We start from the raw sequence: 25,556 nt of genomic DNA on the forward strand, positions 1-25,556 counted from the left end.
TTAATATAGATTCATCCCTTTAAAATATCGAAAATCATATTTCTACAATAAATAATGAAAAATTTTTAATAATTCAACAGCTAATTTTAATGAAATATTTTCTTAAAAATATCATTTAGTATTTAGATATTAAAATTTAATGTTATATTAACAATTCTATGAAAGAAATTTACAAATTATTAAACCTCCTTATATATAATAGGATTCATTACGATTAAGGAGGTTAATTTATGAAAAAAGAAAAGTCGATGTTGAAGTTATTTACTACAGGGGCAGCAAGTGTAGTATTGATGATGTCCTTGGGAAGTAGCAATTTTGCTGAAGCGAGTGCACCAGGACAGGGAATGCAAGAACAATCTACAACGGAAAAAGCAAATAATAATGAGCAAGGTATCAAGGTTACACAAGATAAACCAAAGGTTGCTCCGGTGCCTGTAAAGAATGAACCTAACCGTATAATCACTAATTTCAATGGAGATACAAAGTCTGAAATGGCATTCAATTGGTATACAACGGATGAATTTAAAGATGCTAAGGTATGGGTCTCTGAAACGGGGGATTTTAGTGATGCTAAATCATTTGATGCCTCTACGAAAAAAGTAATTTCTAAATACATAGAAAGGGACAAAAACGGTAATTTTATTTTTGCAGATGTTGAAAAAGATGATGAAGGAAAAGCTATAAAAAATAAAAATGGGAAAGAAAAAATAAATGGTTATTATACAGATAAACATGCAAGTGGTCCTGAATGGACAAGGGGAGATTTGCAAGGGAAGACTGAGATGACTAACGTAAAAGAATTTAATTATAAAGCAAAAGCGACAGGACTTAAGCCAAATACAAAATACTATTACAAAGTTGGAAGTGACAGTGGTGCTAAAAGTCCAGTAGGTCAATTCCAAACATCTGGTGGCAAAGGAGATCCTTTTAAATTTGTACAGTATACAGATACGCAAAACGCATTTTGGAATGAACATGTTAGAAATGAGGCGCAATTTGGTGCAGATACATTAAATCAAGCAATTCAAACTGCGGGTAATCCAAATTTTGCATTGCATACAGGAGATTATGTTGAAACGGCAGAAGTGGAAGATGAGTGGTTAGACTTATATGAGCAATCGCGACCATCATTTATGTCATTGCCTGTTGCAACAGCTGCAGGTAACCATGATGAGTATGCTTTAAGTGAGGAAGATGGAAAATTGTTAGATTCATTTAACAAGCATGTAAATGTACCTAAAGAAAATAATGCGGTTAATGGGGGCTCATATTATTCGTTTGATTATAATGGAGCGCATATGGTCGTAGCCAATACGAATGATAATAAAAAATCTAAAGATAATCCGGATGAAAAAGCAATTGGAAAAGAGCAGATGGAATGGATTAAATCAGATATTAAAAAAGCTAAAGCAAATGGAGCCAATTGGATCGTGTTAAATCTACACAAACCGATGTATTCAAAATCATATCATGCATTATCGGATGAGGATGTGCGTAAAATTCGTGACGAGTTAACAAAACAAATTGATGAACTTGACGTGGATTTAGTATTGCAAGGTCATGACCATGTGTTATCGCGCACACATCCTTTAGAGCATACATCAACGAAAAATAGCTTTGTAAATGCGAAGAAAGAGGATGCGAAACAAGTACTTGGAGATGATAATGTAGAGTACTATGATAATCCTAAGGGTTCTGTATATGTTTTACCTAATACTGGTGGAACTAAGGCATATGACAATATTTACGATAGATCCTTAGAACATATTAAGAAAGTACGTCCAGAATTAGGTGACTTAACACAAGATAAGTTAGATCACTATAATAGCTTGTTTGCATTAGGAAAACAGCCACATAAATCTAAGGCCTTTGAAAAGAGTCATGAAAATGATCGTAATGCATCTGAACAAAATTTCTCTGTTTATGAAGTTGAAGGAGATAAGTTAAAAGTAAAAATTTATCAATTATATGGTGATATCAGTAAAGGAGAACAGCGCCAAGTTAAATTGGTAGATGAATTTGGAATATTGAAAGATGACAAAGCTAAAAAGTAAAGTTTGTTATAACAGAGGAAGTGACGACTTTACAGTGATAAAGTCAGTCTTGTTAGTGATTGTAAGTTAGGAGTTTTTGAATGCATAAATTCATTTATAGTCTTTTATTTATTATTATGATGATTACTATGGCAGGTTGCCAAGGACAACAAGGATCAGCTAAGACTGATTTGAAAGATAAAGCAACTCAAACTAAAAATTTAACGCAACATGATAAAGACAAATTAAATAAAGCGATAACGAATAAAGTCGTTGCATATGCTAAAGAACAAAAATTATCAGTTTCGAATCGTTATGTAGGAAATGGCAGTTATAGTGAAAGTGATTTTTATGCTACAACGACTGATGGTGAGATTCAAGTTATAAATAATGACAAACCAGGCGCTAAACACTTTAAACTGCATAATGTAACTGGACTGTCAGTTTATACATCTAAAACTGGAAACATCGGTTTAGATGATGCAGCAAAAAACCTGACTAATATTGAGGGTTATAAATCTGTAGCTAATACGACATATCCTATTAAGAAATACTTATTTGCAGATAACGGTAAGGTATATGAGTATACCTTTGAAGGTGATGACCATACAACCTTATCGACTGGATTTGCATATAAGGATAGTAATGACAAAGATCCCAATTTAAAGCCTAATGTCATATTTAAAGAAACAAAGAATGATACAATTCGTAAAATGTGGGCGAATGTATTGAGAGAATATGATTAGACGATAAAAATATAAAGTGTAGTGGAATATATTTAATTAAGAAAAAGTTGATCTATGCAGAAATGTGTAGATAGTAAAGTTGTAATAATGAGTTTTCGATATTTACTTTTACTTTAGTATTGTTCTCTCGTTAAATATTGCTAAAACTACAGTATAAGGCTGAAATATAAACATTAGAAAAATAGCCATGGAATAAGTTATTTAACTCATTTCATGGCTATTTGATTTATCATATTTTTTATTGTTTGCTCGCGTTCCTAGGATGCTGTTTAACTGACAATGTTCCTCGCAGAGTCTTGTAAAAATGCGTCATAAATAGCTATGAATATACATTGAAACTGCATAATGCACGCTATTTAAAAGTGCATAGAGTTAACAATTATATTATTTGCTAATATTTTGAGGTTAGATAGTTATTTATAGTTTTTGTTATTTTATTATAATTAATGTATCACATAACTTATTGCTTTATATAAGCTATAGCTTCAATTTCAATTTGTGCGTTTTTAGGAAGTTTGTTAACTTCAATAGCTGCTCGGGCGGGTTTGTGATCATTTAAGAATGTACCGTAGGCATCATTAATTTCGTTAAAGTGTGCTAAGTTAACTACATAGATATTAGTTTTGACGATGTTCTTAATAGATAAACCTTGACTAGTTAAAATGGCGATAATATTTTTCATAACTTGTGTTGTTTGTTCAACAATGTTATCTGAGATAAATTTGCCTGTGTTAGGATTGATAGGTAACTGTCCAGAAATATAAAGGAAATCTCCTGCTTGAACTGCCTGTGAATAAGGTCCTATTGCTTGAGGTGCTTCATTTGTAGTAATAAATTTCATAAATGTTACTCCTTTTAAAATAGTTTGTTGTGTATAATATCGTCGTAATTTTTAGGGTTTGTATTGCCTTCAGTATTAATAAGTAAAATATTTGATGAATTATCTAGTTTGAGTGAATCTTTCGCGTTAAATAGCGCTTTTGAAGTCATAATTTCTATAAGGACACCTAATGGTAAGGCGCCTGATTCCCCTGAAATTATTGAGCGGTCATTGTTTAATGGATTAGCATATTGTTTCATACCAATGGAACTAATAACATCCTTACATGAGAATGTAGCTTGTATGGTTGGCTTTAATATTTCCCAGGCAATAGTGCTGGGTTCGCCACAGGCTAGACCAGCCATCATTGAATCTAAGGGACCGTTAACACGTTTAGGAATACCGTCATTACTTTTTATTGAAGTAAAGATACAATCAGCTTTATTAGGTTCGACAATAATAAACTTTGGTGGATCAGGTACAGTTTGATTATAAATACTAGCTATAACTGCAGCAGCAAAGGATCCTACGCCAGCTTGTAAAATAACATGTGTATATTGAGAAATATGCTTTCTATCTAGTTGCTTAATTAATTCTGCAACAATAGTTGAATAACCTTGCATTATAGCTAATGGCAGTGTTTCATAATCTACCCAGGCAGTATCTTGTAATAATATCCACCCTTGTTCATCTGACTGTTTAGCAATTTCTACAACAGCATCATCATAATTTAAATCTGATATATAGGCTTCTGCACCTAAATCTTGAATAGCTGTCAAACGTTCAACAGAGGATCCTTTTGGTAATACAACTTTCACTTTTTGACCGAATGTTTTTGCTGCCCATGCGACACCTTTACCATGATTTCCTGCTGTGACAGTTGCAAAAGTAACAGGTTCTAAATCTTTAATGACTTCCATAAGCTTATTAAAGGTAATATTGCCTAAATCCAAGTTTAATTTTTGGGCAAAATAGCTTGCCATCGCATATGCGCCACCCAACCCTTTGAATGCATTTAAATCAAATCTTTTTGATTCATCTTTTACGTCAATTGATGCTACACCAAGGTGTTTAGCTAAATTATCCAAATGATATAAAGGTGTTTGACTATAGTTGGGCAAAGTACTTTGAAAATTTAAAACTTGTTCTAAATTTGATGGTTTAAACGAATTAAATACTGTTGTTGGTATAGATGTAGATTGAAATTGATTGGATTGCCATACAATATTCATGAATTTACTCCTTTCATATTTTTTATTCTCAATTTAAAACTTTATCAATTAAGCGTAAGTATGCACGGATTCCAGTGGTTAATTGATTAATAGGTGTGTCTTCGTCTTTATCATGAGAAATCCCATTTTTAGACATAACGAACATCATCACAGTGGGTATAAGCTTGTTCATTTCAACAGCATCATGTAAGGGTCCCGAATACATTTGATTACTTTCTCCTATTTCTTCTGCTACTGCTGTTTTACAAATATCTACTAAATTGCTATCAAATATTTGAGGGGAGACACTGTAAATTTTTCTCCAAGAGACGGTACAATCAAATTGCTGAGCAGAAGTTTGAGATATATTTTGCGCTTCCGATAACATTGCAGCTAAATCATCCTTGTTAATACTTCTCATATCAATGGAAATGGTACATTGACCAGGAACAATGGTTACGACGCCGGGTGTAACGTTTACTTCGCCAACCGTACAAACAGCATTATATTTGAGTGCTAAATCACGAAATTTTAATGAAGATGTTGCAGCAGCTAAAAATGCATCTTGGCGCATTTTAGTTGGAAATGAACCGGCGTGTGCGGACTGTCCACTAAAGTCTATATAATAACGTTCAACACCAGCTGTACCATAAACAGCAGCAATATTTTTATTGCTTTGTTCAAGTACTGGACCTTGTTCAATATGAAATTCTAAATATGCAATTAGTTCATTTATTTTATTCTGAAAGGTTTTGTGAGCGTCTGTAAATGTGTCTATGTTTAATCCATGTTTGCTAATTGCCATTTTAAAGGGAATGCCTTCATTATCGACTCTGTTAGTAAATTCAGAGATATTGACTGACCCACTTGCTGCTGATGAACCCAAACAGCTATATCCATATCTAGCACCTTCTTCATCAGCCCAATCTACAATGTAAATGGAATGTTGTGGCACGATTTGTGCCTCACTAAAATGACGTAAGACCTCTAAACCTGAAATGACACCTAAAGCACCATCTAACCATCCTCCATTTGGCACACTATCTAGATGACTACCTATAATAATTGACTTGTCAGATTTACCTTGAAGTTTAAACCACATGTTACCAGCGCTATCTTTAAATATGTCAGTAGTATGAGGTTTAATTTTTTCTAAAAACCAATTTCTGGCCTCTTCCCATATGGGTGTCCATGCTACTCTTTGTGCACCATTTTCGTCAGACGTTAAAGTAGCTAATTCTTGTAAATCAGCAATAATTCGTTGACTATTCTTATTTAAATCAAAATTCATTTAAATACCCCCTTTGTTTTTATAAATGAATAATTAATGACTACTTATGTGGCTATCATAAAGCTTTAGACATGATAAAACTATAAGCATCCATTCCATTTTTATCGTTATTGATTTTATAGAAAAGCAAAATTTAAGCGTTGTGTATATATATTTAGGTGAGAATATTGTTATAATAAGCTTTAATTCAAGGTGTAAAAATACTTGTTTTGATTTTGTGTCGAAATTGATTTGAAGGGGGCGAAGGGAATGAATAGAGACTTACCCATCAATATAAATGAGAGTTTAGAAGAGCATGTTGCTTATCATTCTGTTGGTTTTTCTATAATTCCATACATTATTGAATTTGACTTTGAAAGACATGATTTTATGCCGTTGCATTGGCATAATGATTTACAAATAAGCTGGGTTTATGAAGGAGAGTTGGAATTTTTAATTGATGGACAGGTACTAACAGTTGATAGTCGAGATATTGTTTTCATAAATAGAAATAAGTTGCATAGTTCATATTCAACTAAAGAAGATGCCAAAACACTGTGTATCAATTTTGAATTGGAATTTTTAAATGCTCAAATTATCGAAGATTATATTGATCCTATATTAAATAATGAATCATTTACATATTATAAATTACCTATCACGAGCCAATTTTCACGTTATTTTAGTGCCATTTTAAATGAAATACCTACAGATAATGATTTTTTAGTTAAGGAATCGACATCGACGAATTATTTTGATGCGGTAAACTTAATTAACCAAGTAATAGAGGGTATTGTATATGAATTTGAAGGGGCAAATTATTTATCGAATGCTGAAGACTTTAATAACATGAATAGTTTATTAACCTATATACATGAACATTACGGTGAAAAAATCACAATTTCGGATTTAACTGCTCATGCACATATTAGTAAATCATTTTGTAATCAATTATTTAGAAAATACACTAAGCAATCGCCTATGAAATATTTATTATTATATCGATTACAAATCGCACAAGAATTACTTGTTCACACAGACAAATCAATTACTTCAATTAGTGATATTTGTGGATTTGGTACTATAAGTTACTTTATTGAGCGTTTTCGAATACATTATAAAATGTCTCCATTAAAGTTTCGACAAACTTACCAAAAGCAGAAAAATTTTACATTGAGAGAATATGATTAGACGATAAAAAGGTCATACAAGAATTGTCATATTCTCCCTTATCAATTAATTATTATTTCCCAAGCAATAATATAAAAACCGTACGCCATGCAAACTTCAATTAATTGATATAGCAGTGGAAGTACGGTTTTTTATTCGTGAAAGTAAGTATGGGAGAAAGCAATAATATTTGAGTTTATTCATGCGTAACAATCATGTGACATTTAATTTATGATAATGTTGCACAGAATGACTAAGCTGTACTTTATCAATATTATGGCCAATGACTACTATGTAATCATCAATGTTGAGATGGGACGATACAAGATTTAAATGGTTGTTTGTATACTGGATTAAATTTTTTACATTACTGTCATCAAAGGTTAGAAAGCCTTTGACTCTGTAAATATGATCTGGTAAGTTTTGAAGCCAATTTATAAAAGATTGTTTATGCCAGGAGTGTGAAAAATAAAATATTGAGTGACCCAGTGTACTATGGATTATTTTTCCACCGTTAAAGCGTTCGTCTTTTGTTAATTTATTGCTCTTTATATGATCAAGTGTTACCTCACCATGACTTGTAATAAAGTAAGGAATATCTGGATGACGCGTAGTTATAGTTTCAATCACTTTTAATAATTGGTCGGAAGTAATTAAATCACTTTTATTTAGCACAAAGTTTGAGCAATGTGCCATTTGGGCGATAATTAAATTTTGTATATCTTCGGGTAAGTGAGGTAATTTACTATACAACTGCACATCAATGACACTTGTTAGGCTGACTACATTGCTAAATGGTGTTAGTACAGGTGTTAAACATGCGTCTAGAACTTCAAGGGGATGCGCAATACCACTACATTCAATAAAGACAATATCTGGTTGATAATCAATATAAATATCGTGTAGTTGCTTAGTAACATTGGATTTCATTTCACAACAGATACAACCATTAATAATTTCACGCAAGCCGATTGAGTTATCAATAAGGTGACTATCTACACTTTGAGTACCAAATTCATTCATAATTACAGCTGGTGTTTGATTTTGAGATCTTGCACTTTCGATAAATTGATTCAGGGTGGTAGTCTTCCCTCCTCCTAGAAAGCCACTAATAATGACAATATCCATTTGCTTTACACCTCCTTTGCTTCGATATCTTTAAAGCTCATACTGCCTGTTGTTGTGTGTTGACCTTGGTATTTACCATTATACTGTCGGGTGCTAGGTGTTAGTGTTTGGGCGATAACAATTTGGCAGATTCTTATATTCTCTTGAATTATTAAGTCAAAATCATTGGCATTGTACAGCTCTAGAGTGATATTTCCGTGAAATCCTGGATCAACCCATCCAGCATTTTGTATAAATAATCCTGCACGTCCAATAGAACTACGCCCTTCAACAAATGCTGCTAATTCGTTGTTTAATTTTATATATTCATTGGTTGTAGCTAATATGAATGATTTTGCAGGAATTGTTATTTTATGTGCATTAATCTCTTTATAGTAAACGGGTTCCAAAATATTTTGTTTTAAATCTTGAGGTTGTTGTGGAAACAGGTAATGGTTACCTAATGTTAAATCAATAGATGCTGATTCAATATGGTGTGTTTGAAGCGGAGTGATTTCTATTTTTCCTTGTTGTAAGAACTGTTTAATGTCAGTATCTGAAAGTATCATATGTATAACTCCTTTTTATAAATAGTTTATTGCGAAATGTTATAAGAATGCGTGTTTTAGCTAACTAAATATAATGTATGACTTGTTGTTAATGACCTAATTTAGTAGATATATAAAGCAATTGCTATTGAGGCAATAAATGTTAAAGTTGTCGCATTGCTTATTTTGGTTAAACGTATGAATTGGTAATTGGCAGGAAATAAATATAAAATCGTAGACCCGCGTAAAGATCTACGATTTTATTGAACTAAATTATCCCTAGAGGGAAATGTATAAAAATGAATGTAACAACCCTAATTTATAAATAGGAATCATTCCTATTTATATTTTGATTATAGATTTTTAAATGATATAAGTCAATAAATAATTTCTGATAAATTGAAAGAGTTATAAATAAAAGTTGAGTTTTACGTAATAGAATGTACTTATAGTAAAATGATATTTTTTCTATAACTTTCAAACGTCTAAGTTAACCTAATATTTTAAAGAGATTCATTTTTACTTAATAATTATTTTGTACAATATATAGTGAAGGTAGCTTGTAAGTTTGAAAACAGTTATAGAAAGGCTTGAAGATTTCAGATGAGACAAAATAAATATAGTATCCGAAAAGGCACTATGGGTGTATCATCAGTAGTTATATCAACTATAATATTGGCTTTTAGTGGAAGTATTGCTAGTGCAAATGAGAATTTTGATAATAAAAATAGACAAAATAACAACTTGAATATTAAGAGTGCGACACAGAATAAACAACCCTTCATTAAGGACAATGGAAATAAACAGCATCTTAATGCGCAATACGCTGCTATACATAACCATACCAAGTCATTGAATCAACAGAATGAAACGACAACAAAAGACACAACTATGCACTTAAACGATTGTGTAAATAAAGAAAACATACAAAATATCTCTTTAGAACAGAATAAAAACTCAAAAAGTAACAAGGATAATGCATTTTCCAGCGATAAACAGTCTCTGACTACTAATAATAAAGATGCAAATGAATCTGTATCGAAAATTGAAAATAACCAGCAAACTGATAACACAGCGAAGGAAGACAAAGGTAATGAGGAGAGACAATCAACACGAACAACATCCACGACTCAAGATAATATTGCACTCGCGAATCGACTGAAAGCAAATGAGTATATTACAGATTATAACCCGGTGTTTACACATGTAAACAAAAGAAAATATCCCCAAAGGTATAGGCGTATTCAAGATATAGAGGCACAACAGTATAAAAATAATCAGCATAAAGCACAACAATTTATAAGTAATCAAACAAGTAGTGAATTATCAAATAATCAAAATAGAACGAAATACGCTACCGAAAGTTACCATTATATGCAACCAAGAACTCAACAAAACGATTGCAATGATAACTATGAGCAGCATCATTCATCGAGCCAGTTAGAAGATAGTTCGATGAAGATTAATGCGCATGCGACAAATACTAATCATAATAGTCATGACGAACAGGCCAATATACAAAGGGAGATTAGTAATCGACGCAATGAACAGTCACTAATGAACAATACTGCACCCATAGTTGAACAGAGTAACAGTGTAGCTAAACAAACTCGGTACAAGAATACAGATCCTATTATATTAGTACATGGATTCAATGGGTTTACAGGTGACAATAATCCGGATTCGAATGATTTATATTGGGGAGGAAAAAGGTTAGATATTCACCAAGATTTAACAAATAATGGATATGAAAACTATGTTGCAAGTATTAGTGCGTTTGGTAGTAATTATGATCGTGCTGTGGAATTGTATTATTATATTAAAGGCGGTACCGTAGATTATGGCGCTGTACATGCAGCTAAATATGGGCATGCACGATACGGTAAAACATACGAAGGTGTATATAAGGACTGGCAGCCTGGTCAAAAGATACATTTTGTCGGTCATAGTATGGGAGGGCAAACGGTTCGGCAACTAGAATCTTTATTACGAAATGGAAGTCAGGAAGAGATTGATTATCAGCGGCAGCACGGTGGTAAAATTGCGCCCCTTTATCAAGGTGATCACGACAATATGATAACTTCAATTACAACTGTAGCTTCGCCTCATAATGGTACATATGCAGCAGACTTATTAGGAAATGAAGCGCTAATTCGACAATTTGTATATGATTATAGCAAGTTTCAGGGAAATAAATATTCAGATATTGACTTTGGATTAAGTCAATGGGGGCTAAAGCAACGTGAAAATGAAACGTATATCGATTATGTTGAAAGAGTTAAAAATGAAAGTAAAATATGGCAGACAGATGATAATGGATTTTATGATTTAACACGTGCAGGGGCAACTAAGTTAAATCAACAAACGTCACTCAATCCAAATATTATTTATAAATCGTATAGTGGCGAATCAACAAGACCAACGTTTGACGGTAAGCAAAAAGCCGACATCAATATGACATTGAGACATACCGTACCTGGAAATGTAATTGGGAAGGTTGAGGATAAGGCGTGGAGAGAGAATGATGGCCTAGTTTCAGTCATTTCTGCACAATATCCATTTGGACAAAGAAGTATGATGGCAACAGATGAAGTAAAAAGGGGAATTTGGCAAGTTATGCCTGTAAAACATGACTGGGATCATGGTGATTTTGTCGGCACAGATGCTACGGAAACGCAAATAACGACAGATGAAATAAGACAAATGTGGATGGGAATCGCTAATGATTTGGTTAAGAATGAAACAGTCGTTTCTTAGAAATTTAAACGCGAAGTAGCGCTAAAATATAATAATAAATTTTAGCGTAAAATAGACATAATGCATTCATTATGAGGCTTTAGTATTATGCCACAAAGATTAAGCATTATGGGCAACTAATTGAAACAGTAAAATAAGACTCTCCTTAATTAAGGGAGGCTTATTTTTGTGTATTTTTTATTGATAGTCAACCCACTGTGACCCTTTGTCAGCTGAGGCAACACAATTTTCAATCCAGCGTACACCTTCAATCCCGGAATTAATATCTGGGTAGATAATTTGATCAAGAGCTGTTTCATCACCACGATTTTTGGCATCAATTGCTAGCGCAATATTTAAGTAAATATTACCCCAAGCTTCGGTTAAACCTTCTTGGTGTAATATGCCGAGTCTTTCATTTTGTAACGCTGAATCATCTAAGTATTCGGCACCACGATAAAGAATTTGAGTTGGAGCACCTTGTGGTTGATATTGTAATTCATTTGGAGCACTATCCCACCATTCTAGACTTCCCTTAGACCCCACGATGCGAATACGTTGCCCATCCATTTGACCAGCATCAACTGCAGAGGTCCACATACGTCCGACAGCACCATTGTCATAATGCATCATAATATAAGCATTGTCTTCTAAAGGATAACGGCTACCTACAAAGCTTTGGCGATCACACAATAATCTTTTAATATTTAAGTTTGGCATGATTAATTTAGAAATATAGTATGTGTGTATGGATAGATCGCCAATAACAAATGTTGGACCTGCAATCTTAGGGTCAACACGCCATTTTTGGGCTGCATTATCCTTATCTCCTTGTGCGTTTCCTGCATAGCCGTGGGTATATTGCATTTCGACTAAATTTATATCGCCAATTTGACCCTGTTCAATCATGGCTTTCATTTGAAGAATGATTGAATTGCCAGAATATCCATATGTGACTCCGACAATTAGTCCTTGCTTTTCAGCAAAGGCTTTAATATCTTCGGCTTCTTGTGTAGTAAATACAAGTGGTTTCTCGCAAATCACATGTAATCCTGCTTCTAAGGCAGCCATAGTTATTTCATAGTGTGTTCCATTTGGTGTTGCGATTGAGACAACTTCTACACCATCATCACGTTTGGCTTCTTCTGCTAATAAAGTTTGATAATCATCATAACATCGCTCTGGGTCTACACCTAGGTTTATACCGAATGATTTTCCGCGTTCGGTATCGATATCAAATGCACCTGCAACAAGTTCATAAGTTCGATCTCGAAGTGCACCGCTACGGTGTTTATATCCAACTTGGCTTGTTCTTCCTCCACCAATCATACCCCAACGTAAAGCGTTCTCCATTTTCTTTTCACCATTATTCATATACAAGACTCCTCTCATACTCTAATTATTAAATTTGTTATACGACAACTTGTTGTAATGCTTTAATGGAAATATCTACACCGTCTTCTGGAGACATAGTAAAGTCTTCCATTTCTAAGGAGACGAAGTCGTCATAACCACACATCCGAACAACTGAGAAAAATGACTTCCACCATTGCAAATCATGACCATGACCAACAGCAACATAGTTCCAAGCCCTATTTTTTGTATCATAAATGTCTTTAGTTTCTAATATTGTATTTAAAGCAGCAGGTCCCTCTTCAATTCTTAAATCTTTGCCATGCATGTGATGAATTGCACCTGTTAATTTACGTGCAGATTGGATGGGATCTCCGCCCATCCAAAACATATGACTTGGATCCAAATTCATGCCGATGATAGGGTCTACAGCATGTCGTAATTTAAGTAAAGTTTCGGGATTGTATACGAGCTGTGTGCCATGGTTTTCAAGTGCGATTTTCTCAATGCCATGTTGTTTAGCAATTGGAACAAGTTCTCGCCAATAAGGTATCGCGATTTCTTCCCATTGATAGGTAAGTGCTTCTTTCAATTCGGGTGGCCAACTCATCGTAGTGGTAATCCAGTTCGGCATTGTATCTCCGGGTGTAGCAGGAGGTAATCCACTCATCATTACTATTTTTTTAACGCCTAGTATTTCTGCTAACTTAAACGTATTAATAGTGATTTCACGATGTTGTTTACCTATGTCTCTAGGGTCTAACGGATTGCCAGAACAGTTTAATGCCACAATTTCTACTTGGTAAGTGGCTAACAGATTTTGTAATTTTAAGACTGCGGTCTCACTAGTTAGTAATTCAGTGAGATTGAGATGTGGCGCGGGAGACCAACCACCAGTTGCTAATTCAATATGATAGACACCTTGTTGGGTAATTCTTTGCAAGACTTCTTCTAATGAAAGGTGAGCGAGACTGTCAGTGTAATATGAAAGTTTCATTTAACTCCTCCTTTTATAATTTGGGTTCTTTTGCAATTTTTTTAGTACGCTGTGATTTTGTTGTAATCTGAGATTTAAAGTAGTCTTCAATTTCTTCGAGCGACTTGCCTTTAGTTTCTGGTAAGAATATTTTTACGAAAATAATGGACATGATATTTAATAATGCAAAGATGATAAATGTATTAGACAGTCCAAGGTGACCTAGTAATATTGGAAAAACAAGACTGACTGTGAAATTGGCCATCCATAAGAAAAAGACGCTAGCACCCATGCCAAAGCCACGAACCTTTAGTGGGAATATCTCTGATAACATGAGCCAGGTTACTGGTGCTATTGCGCCTTGCATAAAGGCTAAAAATGTTACAGTTAATGATAATACGATAAATGGAAATGCAGGACTGTTCTGTAAAAATATTGGAAATATACCAAGTAAGACTAACGTGACTATTACCCCAGCTTGACCGACGAGTAGCATTGGCTTTCTGCCTACTTTTCCTAATAGCCAAATACCGACGAAAACAGCTAATACTGAGACAATTCCATTAGCGATATTTCCAATAAGTGCTGCCTTTGTTGCTAAACCTGCATTACGTAAAATTTCAGTACCGTAATACATGATTGAATTCACTCCGGTAACTTGTTGTACAATCCCAATACCGATACCAATGTAAAGAATGCGTCGAACCCATGCTTGTTTAAATGATATGTTTGAATCTGATTTTAAGCGACGTTCATTATCGATATGATTTTTGATTTCGCGTACTTCTGATTCAGCTGTTTGCTCATCTCTTAAAGAACGTAAAATGTTATATGCGGGCCAATATTTGTGTTTACTTGCATACCATCTAGGACTTTCTGGGACAGTCAACATACCAAACCAAAGAAAAACAGCCGGTAAAGTTGCAACGAGTAACATAACACGCCAAATACCTGGATTGTCGATTGCATTACCCAAAACGGCATTAATGACATAAGCTGATAGTTGGCCTGTCACTATCATGAGTTCATTTTGAGTAACCATTCTGCCTCGTTGTTCCTTTGCTGCCATTTCTGATAGGAAAGTCGGAACAATGACCGAAGCACCACCCACTGCTAAACCAAGAATGATTCGAAACGTGACCATAGAAAAGACATTGGGAGATAAACCACAACCTAATGTGGCAAAGAAGAAAATAATGGCCAAACACATTATCATTTTCTTTCTACCAAATGTATCTGCCAGCTTTCCTCCTGATATTGCCCCAAAAGCAGCTCCAAAAATTAATGAACTTGAGACTAATCCTTCAGTAGCAGGTGATAAATTTAATTGGCTAGAGAGTGACATATAAGGTAATGCGCCATTGATGACACCTGTATCGAATCCAAATAGCAGACCACCTAATGTAGAAATCACTGTGATTTTGAGCATCTTCCTGTTTTTTCTATCAATATCTGAGTGTTTTATAATAAAAACCTCCATTCTTTATAAGAAAAATCAATAAATAACTAAAAAATAATCAACAGTTGATATTAGAGATAACTATAATTGTAAACGCTTTCTTAGTCAATCGTTTTCTTATAAAGTTAATATTTTTGGGATTATTAACAACCTAGAAATATTGTTAAATCAAGCATAATAGCTAATTAAAAAAATGCTAAAAAGAGTAATATTACTTTTTGAGAGAGACAGGATTTTCTGCAAATGGATAAGTGTTGGTTATTTCTTGATTTTTTGTATAGTTTCATCATTAAAGTCATAGCAATTATTTTTAAATATGATGTGTTATGAGGTAGTGATAAACAAAAAGACTGGACATTAATCATGTCGCAGTCTGTAAATGGTGTTCTGAATTGTGTTGGAGGTTTGCTTGTATACGTAGTTGATTAAAGTAGTTAGTTTATTGTTGTCTTGTTATTTCATTGACGTTAAACTCTATCGGCTTAGAACCTAGAATCTGTTCAGTAATTTTGAATGTTCATGTCGCTGTATATATTTAATCTTTGACGATATAATGATGCTCGTTTAAATCTCTTACAGCATTGTCCAAAATCTTTTCAGTATGGGCAGAAATGGTGTGAAGATGTAGACCATCAGTAAGGTTCGCCAACATCTTTCCCTGATATTTTTCCATTTGTTGTATAAATTGATGTAAATCTTCATGACTTTCGATCATTAAATCTTTCTTGATAGTGCCATATAAGGGATGTTCAATAGAGACGTCATCTACCATAGCACCATTATCAAGAATAATTGTTAATTCTTCTTCCATTTGTTCTTGAGTATGTTGGCACTTGATGATGCGTTTAAAATGTTTACCTTGTGTTTCATATTCTATGACATATCCTCTACTAGTTGAATGAATCGTATGGTTATGTGATTTTAATATTGAGATATCTTTGACGATGATTTGTCTGGAAACATTAAACTTATCACTTAAATGTTTACCACTGATAGGTTGTTTAGATGATTTAAGTAATTGTAGAATTTGTGACCTACGATAATCTGGAGTGTCCATATTTTAATTCCTCCTTAAATTTAAGGCATATTCCATTCCATATCAGCTGTGTATATTGGAAAGTTGATATCAGTTTCTGTAGATGGCTAATGAATTTATTTTAACCTGTAAAGTGCTTGTTAACAATAAATTTGAAAAAAATGATTTATAAATTAGGTTAATATTTCCAAACACAATTCAGTAGCATGGCGTAAATTTCCGTGCATTACATGTGTAAAAGTATAGGTGGAAATGAAATGCTATATAGTGGTGAGAAAGAAATGTAAATAATACACAGTCGATAAACGGCTTGATATAAAGGGTTTTTAATTGTTTACATATGTAAAACTAAGACTTGTAACTATTGGGATGTGTGAGGGGTTTAAAGTACGATATGAATGTTGTTGTATACAGGGGGCTATTAGAAACACATTGATGAGTAGATAAAAAACGTAAATAACTACCTATAATTTAGGAAGTATTTACGTTTTAGTATGGAATCCATATATTAATATTACTTATTTAGCAATTGGTAAATCTTATAGAAGAAAGGGCGAACAGGTTTTACAAAATCACCGATAAATTCTTCGACGTGTGCGTTAAATCCTTTTTTAAATTGCTGCACACCATAGTCTTCTGCATTATCACTGAAATCTCCTGTAATACCATAAAAATTATAACGTGGGATATTGTGTTTTTTAGCATATTCAATCATTTCCCATTGTAGTCGATATGCTCCCATAAATTGATTATATTTAGGATTTGAACCACTTGATAAGTAGTACACTTCGTCTTTTGTACAGATGTAAAGTGCGGCAGCAAGATTAAGCATCTTACCTTCGCTATCGATTAGTGATTGAGTTTCTGTTAATTTTTTCAAATTACTATCTTTTTGTTGATTAAGTTGTGTTAATTTTGATTTGTTTTTCTTAGAATTGGGAGATTCTGCTAGTTTATTTTCTAGTTCTGTCACTTGATTAGACAGTGATACATCTTTATCTGTTAGTTTCTGTAGATATTTTTCAAGGTCTATGTATGCCATTTTTAGCATTGCGTTTTGTGGATACATATTTTGCATATCTCGGAAATAGGTGTTGGGATCTTGCTTAAATGTAAATCCATGTTTTTCTTCAGCCATTTTAAATAGTTCGTAAAATGTATCTGTTTCTGAATAATCAAGAGTGCGAACTTCTACGCCCATTTCAAATGTTTTTTTAATGTTTCTACGTGTTTGGTAGTCCATAGATTTTAATAACTGTTCTGCAGTTTGCTCTTGTAAATCCAATACTGACATCCAGCGAATCTGACTTTTATCGGAATAGCCGATGGAATAGCCTTGATGTTGATAACCTAAGTTGTGTAGTTGTTTTATTAAACCTTGATTATCAAATGCTTCAATGATTTCGCCTTCAGCTGTTCGCTTATTCTCCAAAATGTAAGGGTCAACCATAACGAATAAAGTGTTTTGTTGTTTTAAGTATTTTGTTAATCCTTTGAAAAAGCAATCTACTAGCTTTGAATTGCTATAGTCTAATACAGGACCCTTGTGAGAATAAAAATATTTGAAAAATTTCAGTGCTTTAGCTTCTGTTAGTAAACAAGCAGCTAATACTTTGTTGTTGTCTTTTACTCCTACCAAATGAACATCATTTTTCTTTTGGTGTCTATATTGATATTGTTCGACTGATTGAGTGTAATGTACAAAGTTGTCTTCTATAAAGCTTTTGTACTCAGACTCAGTTAGTTTGGTAAAATTCATGAAAAATTACTCCTGTCCAATTTAAAGTATGTATTATATCCTATTACATATTCGTATTGTATTCAATTTAAAAGAATGAAGTAAAATTACATAATCTTGAATTGTGCAAATCCAAATTACTTTAATATAGGGAAATGTTTCACGAAAAACATTTAATAATTTTAACTAATTGTTAGTCGTGTAAAAGGGGTTTAAATGCTGTTATGATGGTAGATATAGAGAAGCTATATTTATAATATGACAAAATAAAATACACATAATCATATGACACTGAAGATAATCAACATCATTTGTTAACAGTATCAATTTAACTATGTGTATTTTTATTATGACTTATACAATTGCTCACTAACTAAGAATCTGATGGTTCGATTTTTTGTCCTTCTTGTAAATTAGCATTAGGCTTTTTGATGATTTTCTCTCCAACCTTTACACCTTGTTTAACGATGATATTACCTTTTGAATGACCGGTAATAATAGGTCGTTTGTGTACTCTGTTTTGTTGATCAACAATGAATACGCAATTATCCTTTGTCAGTGCACTTTCAGGTAATTGTGCCGTATTTACATGTATTTTGGTTTTAACAGTAAAGCCATCTTTAATTGATGAAGATAAATTTCCAATTGTAACTTCATATTGGGAGGGCTTGTTAGTATTGTTAATTGGAGTGGATTTATCTTTGCTAGATTGATCTACGTTCTTTTGTCCTGCTGTAGATAAATCAGCGATTTGAATTACCTTACCCTTTGTTTTGGTTCCACCATTATTGGCATCAACATCGACTAAATCGCCTTGCTTAATTTTATCAATATCATATTCAGAAACAGTTGTCTTAATCTCAGGTTTGTTAGAAACAAGTTGTAAGATATTGCCGTTTTTATCTACATCTTTGTTAATATAGTTTACCGTACCATCAAAGGTTGCATAAATATCTTTGCTAGACTGATTATCATGTAAATTTAATACATGCTGGGCCTGATTTAACTGTTGCTGATCTTTCGTTAAGCGCTGTTGTATCTTACTATCGTTTGGTTTTTTATTTAACGCAGTATAATCTTTTTCAACGTAATTTTGAAATTTTTTAACATCGCTGACCAGTTTAGGTCTAATACTACTGTTCGTATCGTAGTATATAAGTGGTGTGCCTTTTTTTACAAATTGGTTATCTTGAATTTGAGGACGTATGTATGATCCAATATCACGATTCTCTTGATACACTTTAATCGTTTGAGGAGAGGCTTTTCCTGTTTGATTTAATGCCTTTGCTTTTTTAATTGTATAAGTTTGATATGAGTCGTGCTTGTTGCTATCTATAATGTCCATTTGTCTTAATATAAAATAAGTGATTAATATAATTAAGATAATAAGTACTATAATAGATAGCCATAATTTTTTATTTTTCATTTTATAACACCTGCCAACTTGTCAGTACCCATAGAATGTTTGTCAAAACGTTGTTTGCAACTGGTTTTAGCACTTGTTTTAGCGGAAAAAGGCTTGAATAAGCTTGATGGATAATATAAATGCGGAAAAATATTTTTAAATTTATTATTATAAGTAATATTAATTTCTGGGAAATTAATGATTTAACAGTTAATATTATTAGAGATAGTAGTTATACATAGATGAAATAAATGTAGTGAAAACAAATTTACAAATTGATTTAAAAAGTAGGAGTTTTTAAAGTGAATTGCATTATTTAGGGAGTGGACGTATGTATTTAGCATGGAATGAAATGCGCAGAAATAAATTGAAGTTTGGGCTTATCATAGGTGTGCTTGTTATGATTAGTTATTTATTATTCTTTTTATCTGGGTTAGCCAGTGGCTTGATAAATATGAATAGAGAAGGCATTGATAAGTGGCATGCAGATGCTATTATCTTAAACAAAGATGCTAATAAGACAGTGGCACAATCAGTTATTGATAAGAAAGATATTGAGCATAAATATGCTAAGCAGACACCATTGAAACAGACGGGTATTATTGTATCAAATGGCAAGGAAAAGGAAAACGCATTATTGTTCGGTGTGACCCAAAAATCGTTTTTAATGCCGAAAATAATTTCCGGTCATAAATTCAAGCATGATAATGAAGTTGTAGCAGATGCCACATTAAAAGAAAAAGGGTTTAAATTAGGGGATCGCTTATCATTATCACAATCAGATGAAAAATTAAAAATAGTAGGGTTTAGTGAGAGTGCTAAATATAATGCTTCTCCTGTTGTCTTTGCGAATGAGGCAACTATCGCAAAAATTAATCCAATGTTGAGTAAAGATAAGGTCAATGCATTAGTGGTGAAAGATAGTAAATGGAAACAACAAAAGCTCAATCATAATTTAGAGGCAGTATCTATAGAAAATTTCGTTAAACAATTACCAGGGTATAAGGCGCAGAATTTAACGTTAAACTTCATGATTGTCTTTTTATTTATTATATCAGCTTCTGTAATTGGCATTTTCTTATATGTGATGACATTGCAAAAGCAAAGTTTATTTGGTGTGCTTAAGGCTCAAGGTTTTACAAATGGCTACTTGGCTAAAGTTGTGCTAGCACAAACATTTATTATTTCATTAATAGGCACAGTGTTAGGCCTTGTATTAACGTTGATAACCGGCGCTTGTTTACCATCAGCAGTACCAGTTTCCTTTAACATTATTACATTAGTAATATTTGGCATTGCTTTAATCATTGTTTCAATCGTTGGCAGTCTTTTCTCAATATTAACTGTTCGAAAAGTAGATCCATTAAAGGCTATAGGATAAGGGAGTGACATAAATGTTGGAATTTAAACAAGTAACAAAGTCCTTTAAGGATGGCAATAGGACAATTGAAGCGGTTAAAGATACGACGATAACCTTCAATAAGGGTGAAGTGATTGGCATTGTAGGCCCATCTGGTTCAGGGAAGAGTACGTTTCTAACTATGGCGGGTGCTTTACAAACACCATCATCAGGTGAAATTTCTATAAATGGTAAAAAGATTACACATATGAAGCAACCGGAGTTAGCTAAAGTGCGTATGAATGAAATTGGTTTTGTCTTACAAGCGACCAATCTTGTACCTTTTTTGACAGTGAAGCAACAATTTGCTCTGTTAAAAAAGCAAAAAATCAATGTGCTTGCTGAGCAAGACTTTCAAAATTTATTAGAAAAGCTGGGGCTTACATCGATTGCCAATAAATTACCAAATGAAATTTCTGGTGGTCAAAAGCAGCGTGTAGCAATTGCTAAAGCACTTTATACAAATCCGAGTATCATATTAGCAGATGAACCTACTGCTTCATTAGATACAGATAATGCATTAGAAGTAATGAATATTTTACAACAACAGACACAAGCATTAAATAAGGTTTGTATTGTAGTAACACATGATGAACGATTGAAAGCATATTGCGATAAAGTATATTATATGCATGACGGCATACTTAAACTTGATAAATAATACGAAAAACCACCATTTTGCTCATTTTTGTACTGAATCCCAAAGGTTGGATTAAAAATCTAACTTTTTGGGTCAGACATTATTTAGAGGGCAAGATGGTGGTTTTTGTATATAGTTAAAATTGCTTAACGGTGCATGCGTCAATATAGGTGAGTCTAAGGTTAGTCTTAAGGGGTGAAGATTACTTTGTCGAAAGCGCGTTTTTTATTTACTAAAGCATCAAATGTCTCTGGTCCTTGTTCTAAAGATAATACATCGGATATGATAGGTTCGATTTTCAGCTCACCTGTAGACATATAATGTAAAGTTGATGACCATTCTTTACCTGGGAATGGTGCGGAAAGTCCATTCCATGATCCTATGACGTTAAGTTCGTTACGTAATATTTTTTCGAATTGTTTGCGGGATAGTTGAATATCGGCGTAGGGAATACCTAGCAGTAGTACCTCTCCGCCTTTCTTAGGCAGTGTTAATACTGGTCCGATTGTAGCCAATGCGCCGGCTGATTCGACTGCTACATCAATATGATGTGGAATGGTGTCTAAGGTGGTTGCTATATCATCAGTTTGGCTATTAATACAAAAATCTGCGCCTAAGTTTTGAGCAATATCTAATTTATGATTGTCGATATCGATTGCTATGACGTGGCTTGCACCAAAGATTCGTGCCCATTGGATAGCTAACAGACCTATGCTGCCACATCCCATAATTGCCACTGTAGCACCTGGTTTCATGTTGGTCTTGTAGAAACCATGTGCAACTACTGCTGAAGGTTCGACCATTGCTGCAGTAGTGAAATCGACATTGTCTGGTAATTTTAAAACGTTACTGATTGGTAGTTTAACAAATTCTGCAAAGCAACCAGGTTCTAGTGAGCCTATGACATAAAGTGATTCACATCTAGAATAGTTGCCTTGTTCGCATTGTGCGCATTGATGACATACGATAGCAGGACAGCCGGTTACGCGGTCTCCTACTGTTAATGACGTGACTTGTGAACCGATATTTTCTACGATACCTGAAAATTCATGACCGAATGTCATACCTTTTTGATAAGGTCCTAATTTTTTATAACGAGAAGTATCTGACCCGCAAATACCTGTTGCTTTCACTTTAATAATAACGTCTGTAGGCGATGTAATCACTGGTTTGTCAATTTCTTCAAAACGTAAATCTTCGATGTCATATAAATTAAGTGATTTCAATTGTCACATCTCCATTTCATATAATTATTCGGCAGTAGCTTTGCGTTTTTTAAATAATCTAGCTATGAAATACAAGGACAGTACAATGACGTTATTTACTAATAAATGTTCCATATAAAAATCGGTGATACCTCGCATTGGTCCAAGCATGAAATCTAAGAGTGTTTCAGTCATTTTCTCAACTCCTTTATACTGGATGAGCAATATTTTAGTATGTTATCTTGTTAAAAACTTCCTTATTATATAGCTAAATTGTTGTGATAGCTTTAACTAGTAGTTACTAATCTATAGGACGTAGTAAGACTTTAATGCCGTCTCCACCTTTAATATGCTGGTAGCCTTCCTCCCATTGGCTAATATCGAGTTCTGTTGTAACTAGTGTTTCGGCATTGACTGCGCCAGAACTTAATAATTGCAATGAAGGTTCCCAGTCTGCTGGTTTTTGACTTCTGCTACCTACAACACGGATTTCTTTTTGAATAATTTTATCTAAATCGAATGGTATTTCAGGGTCTTTAAATATACCGACCTGAACATAAGCGCCTTTCTTCCGAAGTATGTCTAAACCTTGTTTTGCTGCTGGTACAGCACCTGAACATTCTAAAACGATATTTGCGCCATACCCATTTGTAATGTTGTCTACATATTGCTTTAAATCATTATGCTGGATGTTCACGACATGATCGAGGTGAAGTGCTTTGGCTTTATCTAATCTTTCTTGATCATTATCTAATCCAGTTATAACGACAGTTGCACCTTTACTTTTAACGACTTGGGCTACTAATAGTCCGATAGGGCCAGGTCCCATGACGACTGCAATATCTCCTTTAGATACTTCGATTTTTGAAACTGCATGGTAGGCACACGCCAATGGTTCAGTCATGGCAGCGGCTCGATAGCTGACATTGTCAGGTAATGTGTGAACGCTATCTGCTCTCGCAACTAGGTACTTGGTGAATCCGCCATTTTGTTGAGTACCTAATCCTTTTCTATGTTTGCAAAGGTTATAATCTTTAGTTTGACAATATTCACATTCTCCACAGATATAGAATGTCGTTTCAGATGTAACGCGGTCACCGATTTTGAAGTTTTGTACATTATCGCCAATTTCTACGATTTCACCTGAAAATTCATGGCCTAATGTGACTGGAAAGTTTACTTTATAATGGCCTTCATATGTGTGGACGTCTGTACCACAAATACCAGCATAGTGGACCTTTATTTTTACTTCATTTGAGTTAGGGCTAGGGATAGGTCGATCTAACAATTCTAAGTTACCAAATCCAGGTTTTGTTTTAACGAGTGCTTTCATAGTTATATCAACTCCGAATTTATTTAATTAAATAAGCTAAAGAACTTGAATATTATATAGTTTAGGATGTTCCCACCTTGGTCTAAACTTGAAATTTGTGAAGAGCCAGATGGCATTTTCACGTTAGTACCATCTGCCATACTTGTGAAAATAGGAGCTATGTCTGTAGCAATATAGAGTGAAATAGCAATCATGATAGCACCGACAATGACAGAGTGAATGATGTTACCTTTTGCAGCACCAACAATAAACGCAACGATAAACGGAATGGTCGCTAAGTCGCCAAATGGTAATACTTTATTGCCTGGTAATATAACAGCCAATAATACAGTGACTGGTACTAGAATTAATGCAGTAGCGATCACTGCTGGATGACCTAGTGCAACAGCAGCATCAAGACCAATGTGTATTTCTCTATCTCCAAAGCGTTTGTTTAACCAATTTCGAGCAGATTCAGATACTGGCATAAGCCCTTCCATTAGAATTTTTACCATTCTAGGCATTAACACCATAACCGCTGCCATAGACATACCTAAGTTAATAACTTTACCTGCATCATAACCGGCTAATATACCGATAAGTAATCCGAGTACTAGGCCGACAAATATTGATTCACCAAAGGCTCCGAAACGTTTTTGAATGGTATCTGGATCGGCATGTAATTTATTTAAGCCGGGAATCTTTTGTATACCTTTTACTAAAAAGATACCTGGCACATATGAGATCGTACTACCAGTTGCTATCGAAACACCTGGTAAGTCATAAAATTCACTCATCATTGGTGCTGTCCAGTCTGCTACCTTTAAGCAAACAATTTGGAATATTGCGGCTGCTACTAATGCTTGCCAAATACTACCAGAAACGGCATAAACCATCGCACCACAGAATGTATAATGCCAGAAATTCCAAATATCTACGTTCATTGTTTTCGTCGTTTTAGTAACTAACATGACTATGTTGATAATAATGCCTAAAGGAATGATAAATGCTGCAATCACTGAAGCCCATGCGATAGACGATGTTGCTGGCCAACCTACATCAATAACATGAAGACTTACTCCTAAGTTTTTCACCATAGCTTGAGCTGCAGGACCCAAATTCTTAACGAGTAGGTCGATAACTAAGAATATTCCTACAAATGCAACACCAATCGTTAAGCCGGATCTAAATGCGGCTCCAATTTTTTGTCTGAAAAATAAGCCCAATAAAAATATGACGATTGGGAGTATAACTGTCGCTCCTAAATCGAGAAATGCTTTTATAAAATCTACAAATCCACTCATCTTTACACCATCCTCTTTGGTTTGAAATGACGTGAAGATAAAGACTATAGTAATGCAGTAGATTTTATCTTCACGGATTATTTAAATC

At 33.8% G+C, this 25,556-nt stretch carries 21 protein-coding genes; 6 read left to right on the plus strand and 15 right to left on the minus strand.

What is annotated here, in order from left to right; all coding sequences use genetic code 11:
- Positions 1-230 precede the first annotated feature (230 nt).
- Positions 231-2,054, plus strand: a complete 1,824-nt coding sequence (locus JN168_RS00475; protein WP_279526054.1) for a purple acid phosphatase family protein — start codon at positions 231-233, stop codon at positions 2,052-2,054.
- 80 nt (positions 2,055-2,134) lie between these two features.
- Positions 2,135-2,779 carry a hypothetical protein gene (locus tag JN168_RS00480; RefSeq protein ID WP_232171012.1) on the plus strand — a complete coding sequence of 215 codons (645 nt, stop codon included), beginning with the start codon at positions 2,135-2,137 and terminating at the stop codon, positions 2,777-2,779.
- 460 nt (positions 2,780-3,239) lie between these two features.
- Here JN168_RS00480 and JN168_RS00485 read toward each other — a convergent pair whose 3' ends face one another.
- Genes JN168_RS00485 through JN168_RS00495 form a run of 3 tightly spaced genes read right to left on the minus strand, consistent with a single transcriptional unit; the run spans position 3,240 to position 6,101 of the window.
- The gene (locus JN168_RS00485; protein ID WP_042737896.1) at positions 3,240-3,620 is read right to left on the minus strand and encodes a RidA family protein; all 381 of its coding nucleotides are present in this window, start codon (positions 3,618-3,620) and stop codon (positions 3,240-3,242) included.
- Between the two features lie 14 nt (positions 3,621-3,634).
- Positions 3,635-4,831 (minus strand): diaminopropionate ammonia-lyase, encoded by a 1,197-nt coding sequence (locus JN168_RS00490; RefSeq protein ID WP_279526055.1) that lies wholly within the window; start codon positions 4,829-4,831, stop codon positions 3,635-3,637.
- A 28-nt stretch (positions 4,832-4,859) separates the two neighbouring features.
- Positions 4,860-6,101, minus strand: a complete 1,242-nt coding sequence (locus JN168_RS00495; RefSeq protein WP_279526056.1) for a hydantoinase/carbamoylase family amidase — start codon at positions 6,099-6,101, stop codon at positions 4,860-4,862.
- A 249-nt stretch (positions 6,102-6,350) separates the two neighbouring features.
- Here JN168_RS00495 and JN168_RS00500 point away from each other — a divergent pair, with 249 nt between their 5' ends.
- Positions 6,351-7,271, plus strand: a complete 921-nt coding sequence (locus JN168_RS00500) for an AraC family transcriptional regulator (protein ID WP_229366687.1) — start codon at positions 6,351-6,353, stop codon at positions 7,269-7,271.
- A 192-nt stretch (positions 7,272-7,463) separates the two neighbouring features.
- Here JN168_RS00500 and JN168_RS00505 read toward each other — a convergent pair whose 3' ends face one another.
- Together JN168_RS00505 and dcd are read right to left on the minus strand one after the other, a co-directional pair.
- Complete coding sequence (locus tag JN168_RS00505) at positions 7,464-8,378, minus strand: CobW family GTP-binding protein (protein ID WP_279526057.1); 915 nt, start codon at positions 8,376-8,378, stop codon at positions 7,464-7,466.
- A gap of 5 nt (positions 8,379-8,383) precedes the next feature.
- Positions 8,384-8,926: a dCTP deaminase gene (gene dcd, locus JN168_RS00510; RefSeq protein ID WP_042737899.1), complete on the minus strand. Its 543-nt coding sequence runs from the start codon at positions 8,924-8,926 to the stop codon at positions 8,384-8,386.
- A gap of 582 nt (positions 8,927-9,508) precedes the next feature.
- On the opposite strand from dcd, the gene lip reads away from it, so the two are divergent.
- Positions 9,509-11,662 (plus strand): YSIRK-targeted triacylglycerol lipase, encoded by a 2,154-nt coding sequence (lip, locus tag JN168_RS00515; protein WP_279526058.1) that lies wholly within the window; start codon positions 9,509-9,511, stop codon positions 11,660-11,662.
- A 177-nt stretch (positions 11,663-11,839) separates the two neighbouring features.
- Here lip and JN168_RS00520 read toward each other — a convergent pair whose 3' ends face one another.
- From JN168_RS00520 to JN168_RS00545, 6 genes are all read right to left on the minus strand, one after another.
- Complete coding sequence (locus JN168_RS00520) at positions 11,840-13,015, minus strand: Gfo/Idh/MocA family protein (RefSeq protein ID WP_042737901.1); 1,176 nt, start codon at positions 13,013-13,015, stop codon at positions 11,840-11,842.
- Positions 13,016-13,052: 37 nt separating this feature from the next.
- Positions 13,053-13,991: a sugar phosphate isomerase/epimerase family protein gene (locus tag JN168_RS00525; protein WP_107512225.1), complete on the minus strand. Its 939-nt coding sequence runs from the start codon at positions 13,989-13,991 to the stop codon at positions 13,053-13,055.
- 13 nt (positions 13,992-14,004) lie between these two features.
- Positions 14,005-15,399: a sugar porter family MFS transporter gene (locus JN168_RS00530; RefSeq protein WP_232139001.1), complete on the minus strand. Its 1,395-nt coding sequence runs from the start codon at positions 15,397-15,399 to the stop codon at positions 14,005-14,007.
- Between the two features lie 565 nt (positions 15,400-15,964).
- Positions 15,965-16,486 (minus strand): transcription repressor NadR, encoded by a 522-nt coding sequence (locus JN168_RS00535; RefSeq protein ID WP_042737903.1) that lies wholly within the window; start codon positions 16,484-16,486, stop codon positions 15,965-15,967.
- 493 nt (positions 16,487-16,979) lie between these two features.
- Positions 16,980-18,224: an aminoacyltransferase gene (locus JN168_RS00540; protein ID WP_279526059.1), complete on the minus strand. Its 1,245-nt coding sequence runs from the start codon at positions 18,222-18,224 to the stop codon at positions 16,980-16,982.
- Positions 18,225-18,576: 352 nt separating this feature from the next.
- The gene (locus tag JN168_RS00545; RefSeq protein ID WP_279526060.1) at positions 18,577-19,629 is read right to left on the minus strand and encodes an efflux RND transporter periplasmic adaptor subunit; all 1,053 of its coding nucleotides are present in this window, start codon (positions 19,627-19,629) and stop codon (positions 18,577-18,579) included.
- Positions 19,630-19,939: 310 nt separating this feature from the next.
- Between JN168_RS00545 and JN168_RS00550 the strand changes: the two genes are divergently transcribed.
- Complete coding sequence (locus tag JN168_RS00550; protein ID WP_279526061.1) at positions 19,940-20,989, plus strand: ABC transporter permease; 1,050 nt, start codon at positions 19,940-19,942, stop codon at positions 20,987-20,989.
- Positions 20,990-21,002: 13 nt separating this feature from the next.
- Positions 21,003-21,668: an ABC transporter ATP-binding protein gene (locus tag JN168_RS00555; RefSeq protein ID WP_107512219.1), complete on the plus strand. Its 666-nt coding sequence runs from the start codon at positions 21,003-21,005 to the stop codon at positions 21,666-21,668.
- Between the two features lie 167 nt (positions 21,669-21,835).
- Here the strand turns inward: JN168_RS00555 and JN168_RS00560 are convergent, their stop codons facing one another.
- The 4 genes from JN168_RS00560 to JN168_RS00575 form a co-directional block, all read right to left on the minus strand.
- Entirely contained in the window at positions 21,836-22,873 is a 1,038-nt protein-coding gene (locus JN168_RS00560) for a galactitol-1-phosphate 5-dehydrogenase (protein WP_279526062.1), read from the minus strand.
- Between the two features lie 24 nt (positions 22,874-22,897).
- Positions 22,898-23,047 carry a hypothetical protein gene (locus tag JN168_RS00565; protein WP_162846349.1) on the minus strand — a complete coding sequence of 50 codons (150 nt, stop codon included), beginning with the start codon at positions 23,045-23,047 and terminating at the stop codon, positions 22,898-22,900.
- A gap of 106 nt (positions 23,048-23,153) precedes the next feature.
- Positions 23,154-24,185, minus strand: a complete 1,032-nt coding sequence (locus tag JN168_RS00570; RefSeq protein ID WP_279526063.1) for a zinc-binding dehydrogenase — start codon at positions 24,183-24,185, stop codon at positions 23,154-23,156.
- Between the two features lie 23 nt (positions 24,186-24,208).
- On the minus strand, positions 24,209-25,468 hold the full coding sequence (locus JN168_RS00575) for a galactitol-specific PTS transporter subunit IIC (protein WP_042737910.1): 1,260 nt from the start codon (positions 25,466-25,468) through the stop codon (positions 24,209-24,211).
- Positions 25,469-25,556 lie beyond the last annotated feature (88 nt).

Source organism: Staphylococcus gallinarum (genome assembly GCF_029774255.1).
GTDB classification, from domain to species: Bacteria; Bacillota; Bacilli; order Staphylococcales; family Staphylococcaceae; genus Staphylococcus; species Staphylococcus gallinarum.

What these genes read in the sequence shown, in the direction of transcription:
- JN168_RS00475 (WP_279526054.1), top strand. Translation starts at nt 231, where the DNA reads ATGAAAAAAGAAAAGTCGATGTTGAAGTTATTTACTACAGGGGCAGCA.
- JN168_RS00480 (WP_232171012.1), top strand. Translation starts at nt 2,135, where the DNA reads ATGCATAAATTCATTTATAGTCTTTTATTTATTATTATGATGATTACT.
- JN168_RS00485 (WP_042737896.1), bottom strand. Translation starts at nt 3,620, where the DNA reads ATGAAATTTATTACTACAAATGAAGCACCTCAAGCAATAGGACCTTAT.
- JN168_RS00490 (WP_279526055.1), bottom strand. Translation starts at nt 4,831, where the DNA reads ATGAATATTGTATGGCAATCCAATCAATTTCAATCTACATCTATACCA.
- JN168_RS00495 (WP_279526056.1), bottom strand. Translation starts at nt 6,101, where the DNA reads ATGAATTTTGATTTAAATAAGAATAGTCAACGAATTATTGCTGATTTA.
- JN168_RS00500 (WP_229366687.1), top strand. Translation starts at nt 6,351, where the DNA reads ATGAATAGAGACTTACCCATCAATATAAATGAGAGTTTAGAAGAGCAT.
- JN168_RS00505 (WP_279526057.1), bottom strand. Translation starts at nt 8,378, where the DNA reads ATGGATATTGTCATTATTAGTGGCTTTCTAGGAGGAGGGAAGACTACC.
- dcd (WP_042737899.1), bottom strand. Translation starts at nt 8,926, where the DNA reads ATGATACTTTCAGATACTGACATTAAACAGTTCTTACAACAAGGAAAA.
- lip (WP_279526058.1), top strand. Translation starts at nt 9,509, where the DNA reads ATGAGACAAAATAAATATAGTATCCGAAAAGGCACTATGGGTGTATCA.
- JN168_RS00520 (WP_042737901.1), bottom strand. Translation starts at nt 13,015, where the DNA reads ATGAATAATGGTGAAAAGAAAATGGAGAACGCTTTACGTTGGGGTATG.
- JN168_RS00525 (WP_107512225.1), bottom strand. Translation starts at nt 13,991, where the DNA reads ATGAAACTTTCATATTACACTGACAGTCTCGCTCACCTTTCATTAGAA.
- JN168_RS00530 (WP_232139001.1), bottom strand. Translation starts at nt 15,399, where the DNA reads ATGCTCAAAATCACAGTGATTTCTACATTAGGTGGTCTGCTATTTGGA.
- JN168_RS00535 (WP_042737903.1), bottom strand. Translation starts at nt 16,486, where the DNA reads ATGGACACTCCAGATTATCGTAGGTCACAAATTCTACAATTACTTAAA.
- JN168_RS00540 (WP_279526059.1), bottom strand. Translation starts at nt 18,224, where the DNA reads ATGAATTTTACCAAACTAACTGAGTCTGAGTACAAAAGCTTTATAGAA.
- JN168_RS00545 (WP_279526060.1), bottom strand. Translation starts at nt 19,629, where the DNA reads ATGAAAAATAAAAAATTATGGCTATCTATTATAGTACTTATTATCTTA.
- JN168_RS00550 (WP_279526061.1), top strand. Translation starts at nt 19,940, where the DNA reads ATGTATTTAGCATGGAATGAAATGCGCAGAAATAAATTGAAGTTTGGG.
- JN168_RS00555 (WP_107512219.1), top strand. Translation starts at nt 21,003, where the DNA reads ATGTTGGAATTTAAACAAGTAACAAAGTCCTTTAAGGATGGCAATAGG.
- JN168_RS00565 (WP_162846349.1), bottom strand. Translation starts at nt 23,047, where the DNA reads ATGACTGAAACACTCTTAGATTTCATGCTTGGACCAATGCGAGGTATC.
- JN168_RS00570 (WP_279526063.1), bottom strand. Translation starts at nt 24,185, where the DNA reads ATGAAAGCACTCGTTAAAACAAAACCTGGATTTGGTAACTTAGAATTG.
- JN168_RS00575 (WP_042737910.1), bottom strand. Translation starts at nt 25,468, where the DNA reads ATGAGTGGATTTGTAGATTTTATAAAAGCATTTCTCGATTTAGGAGCG.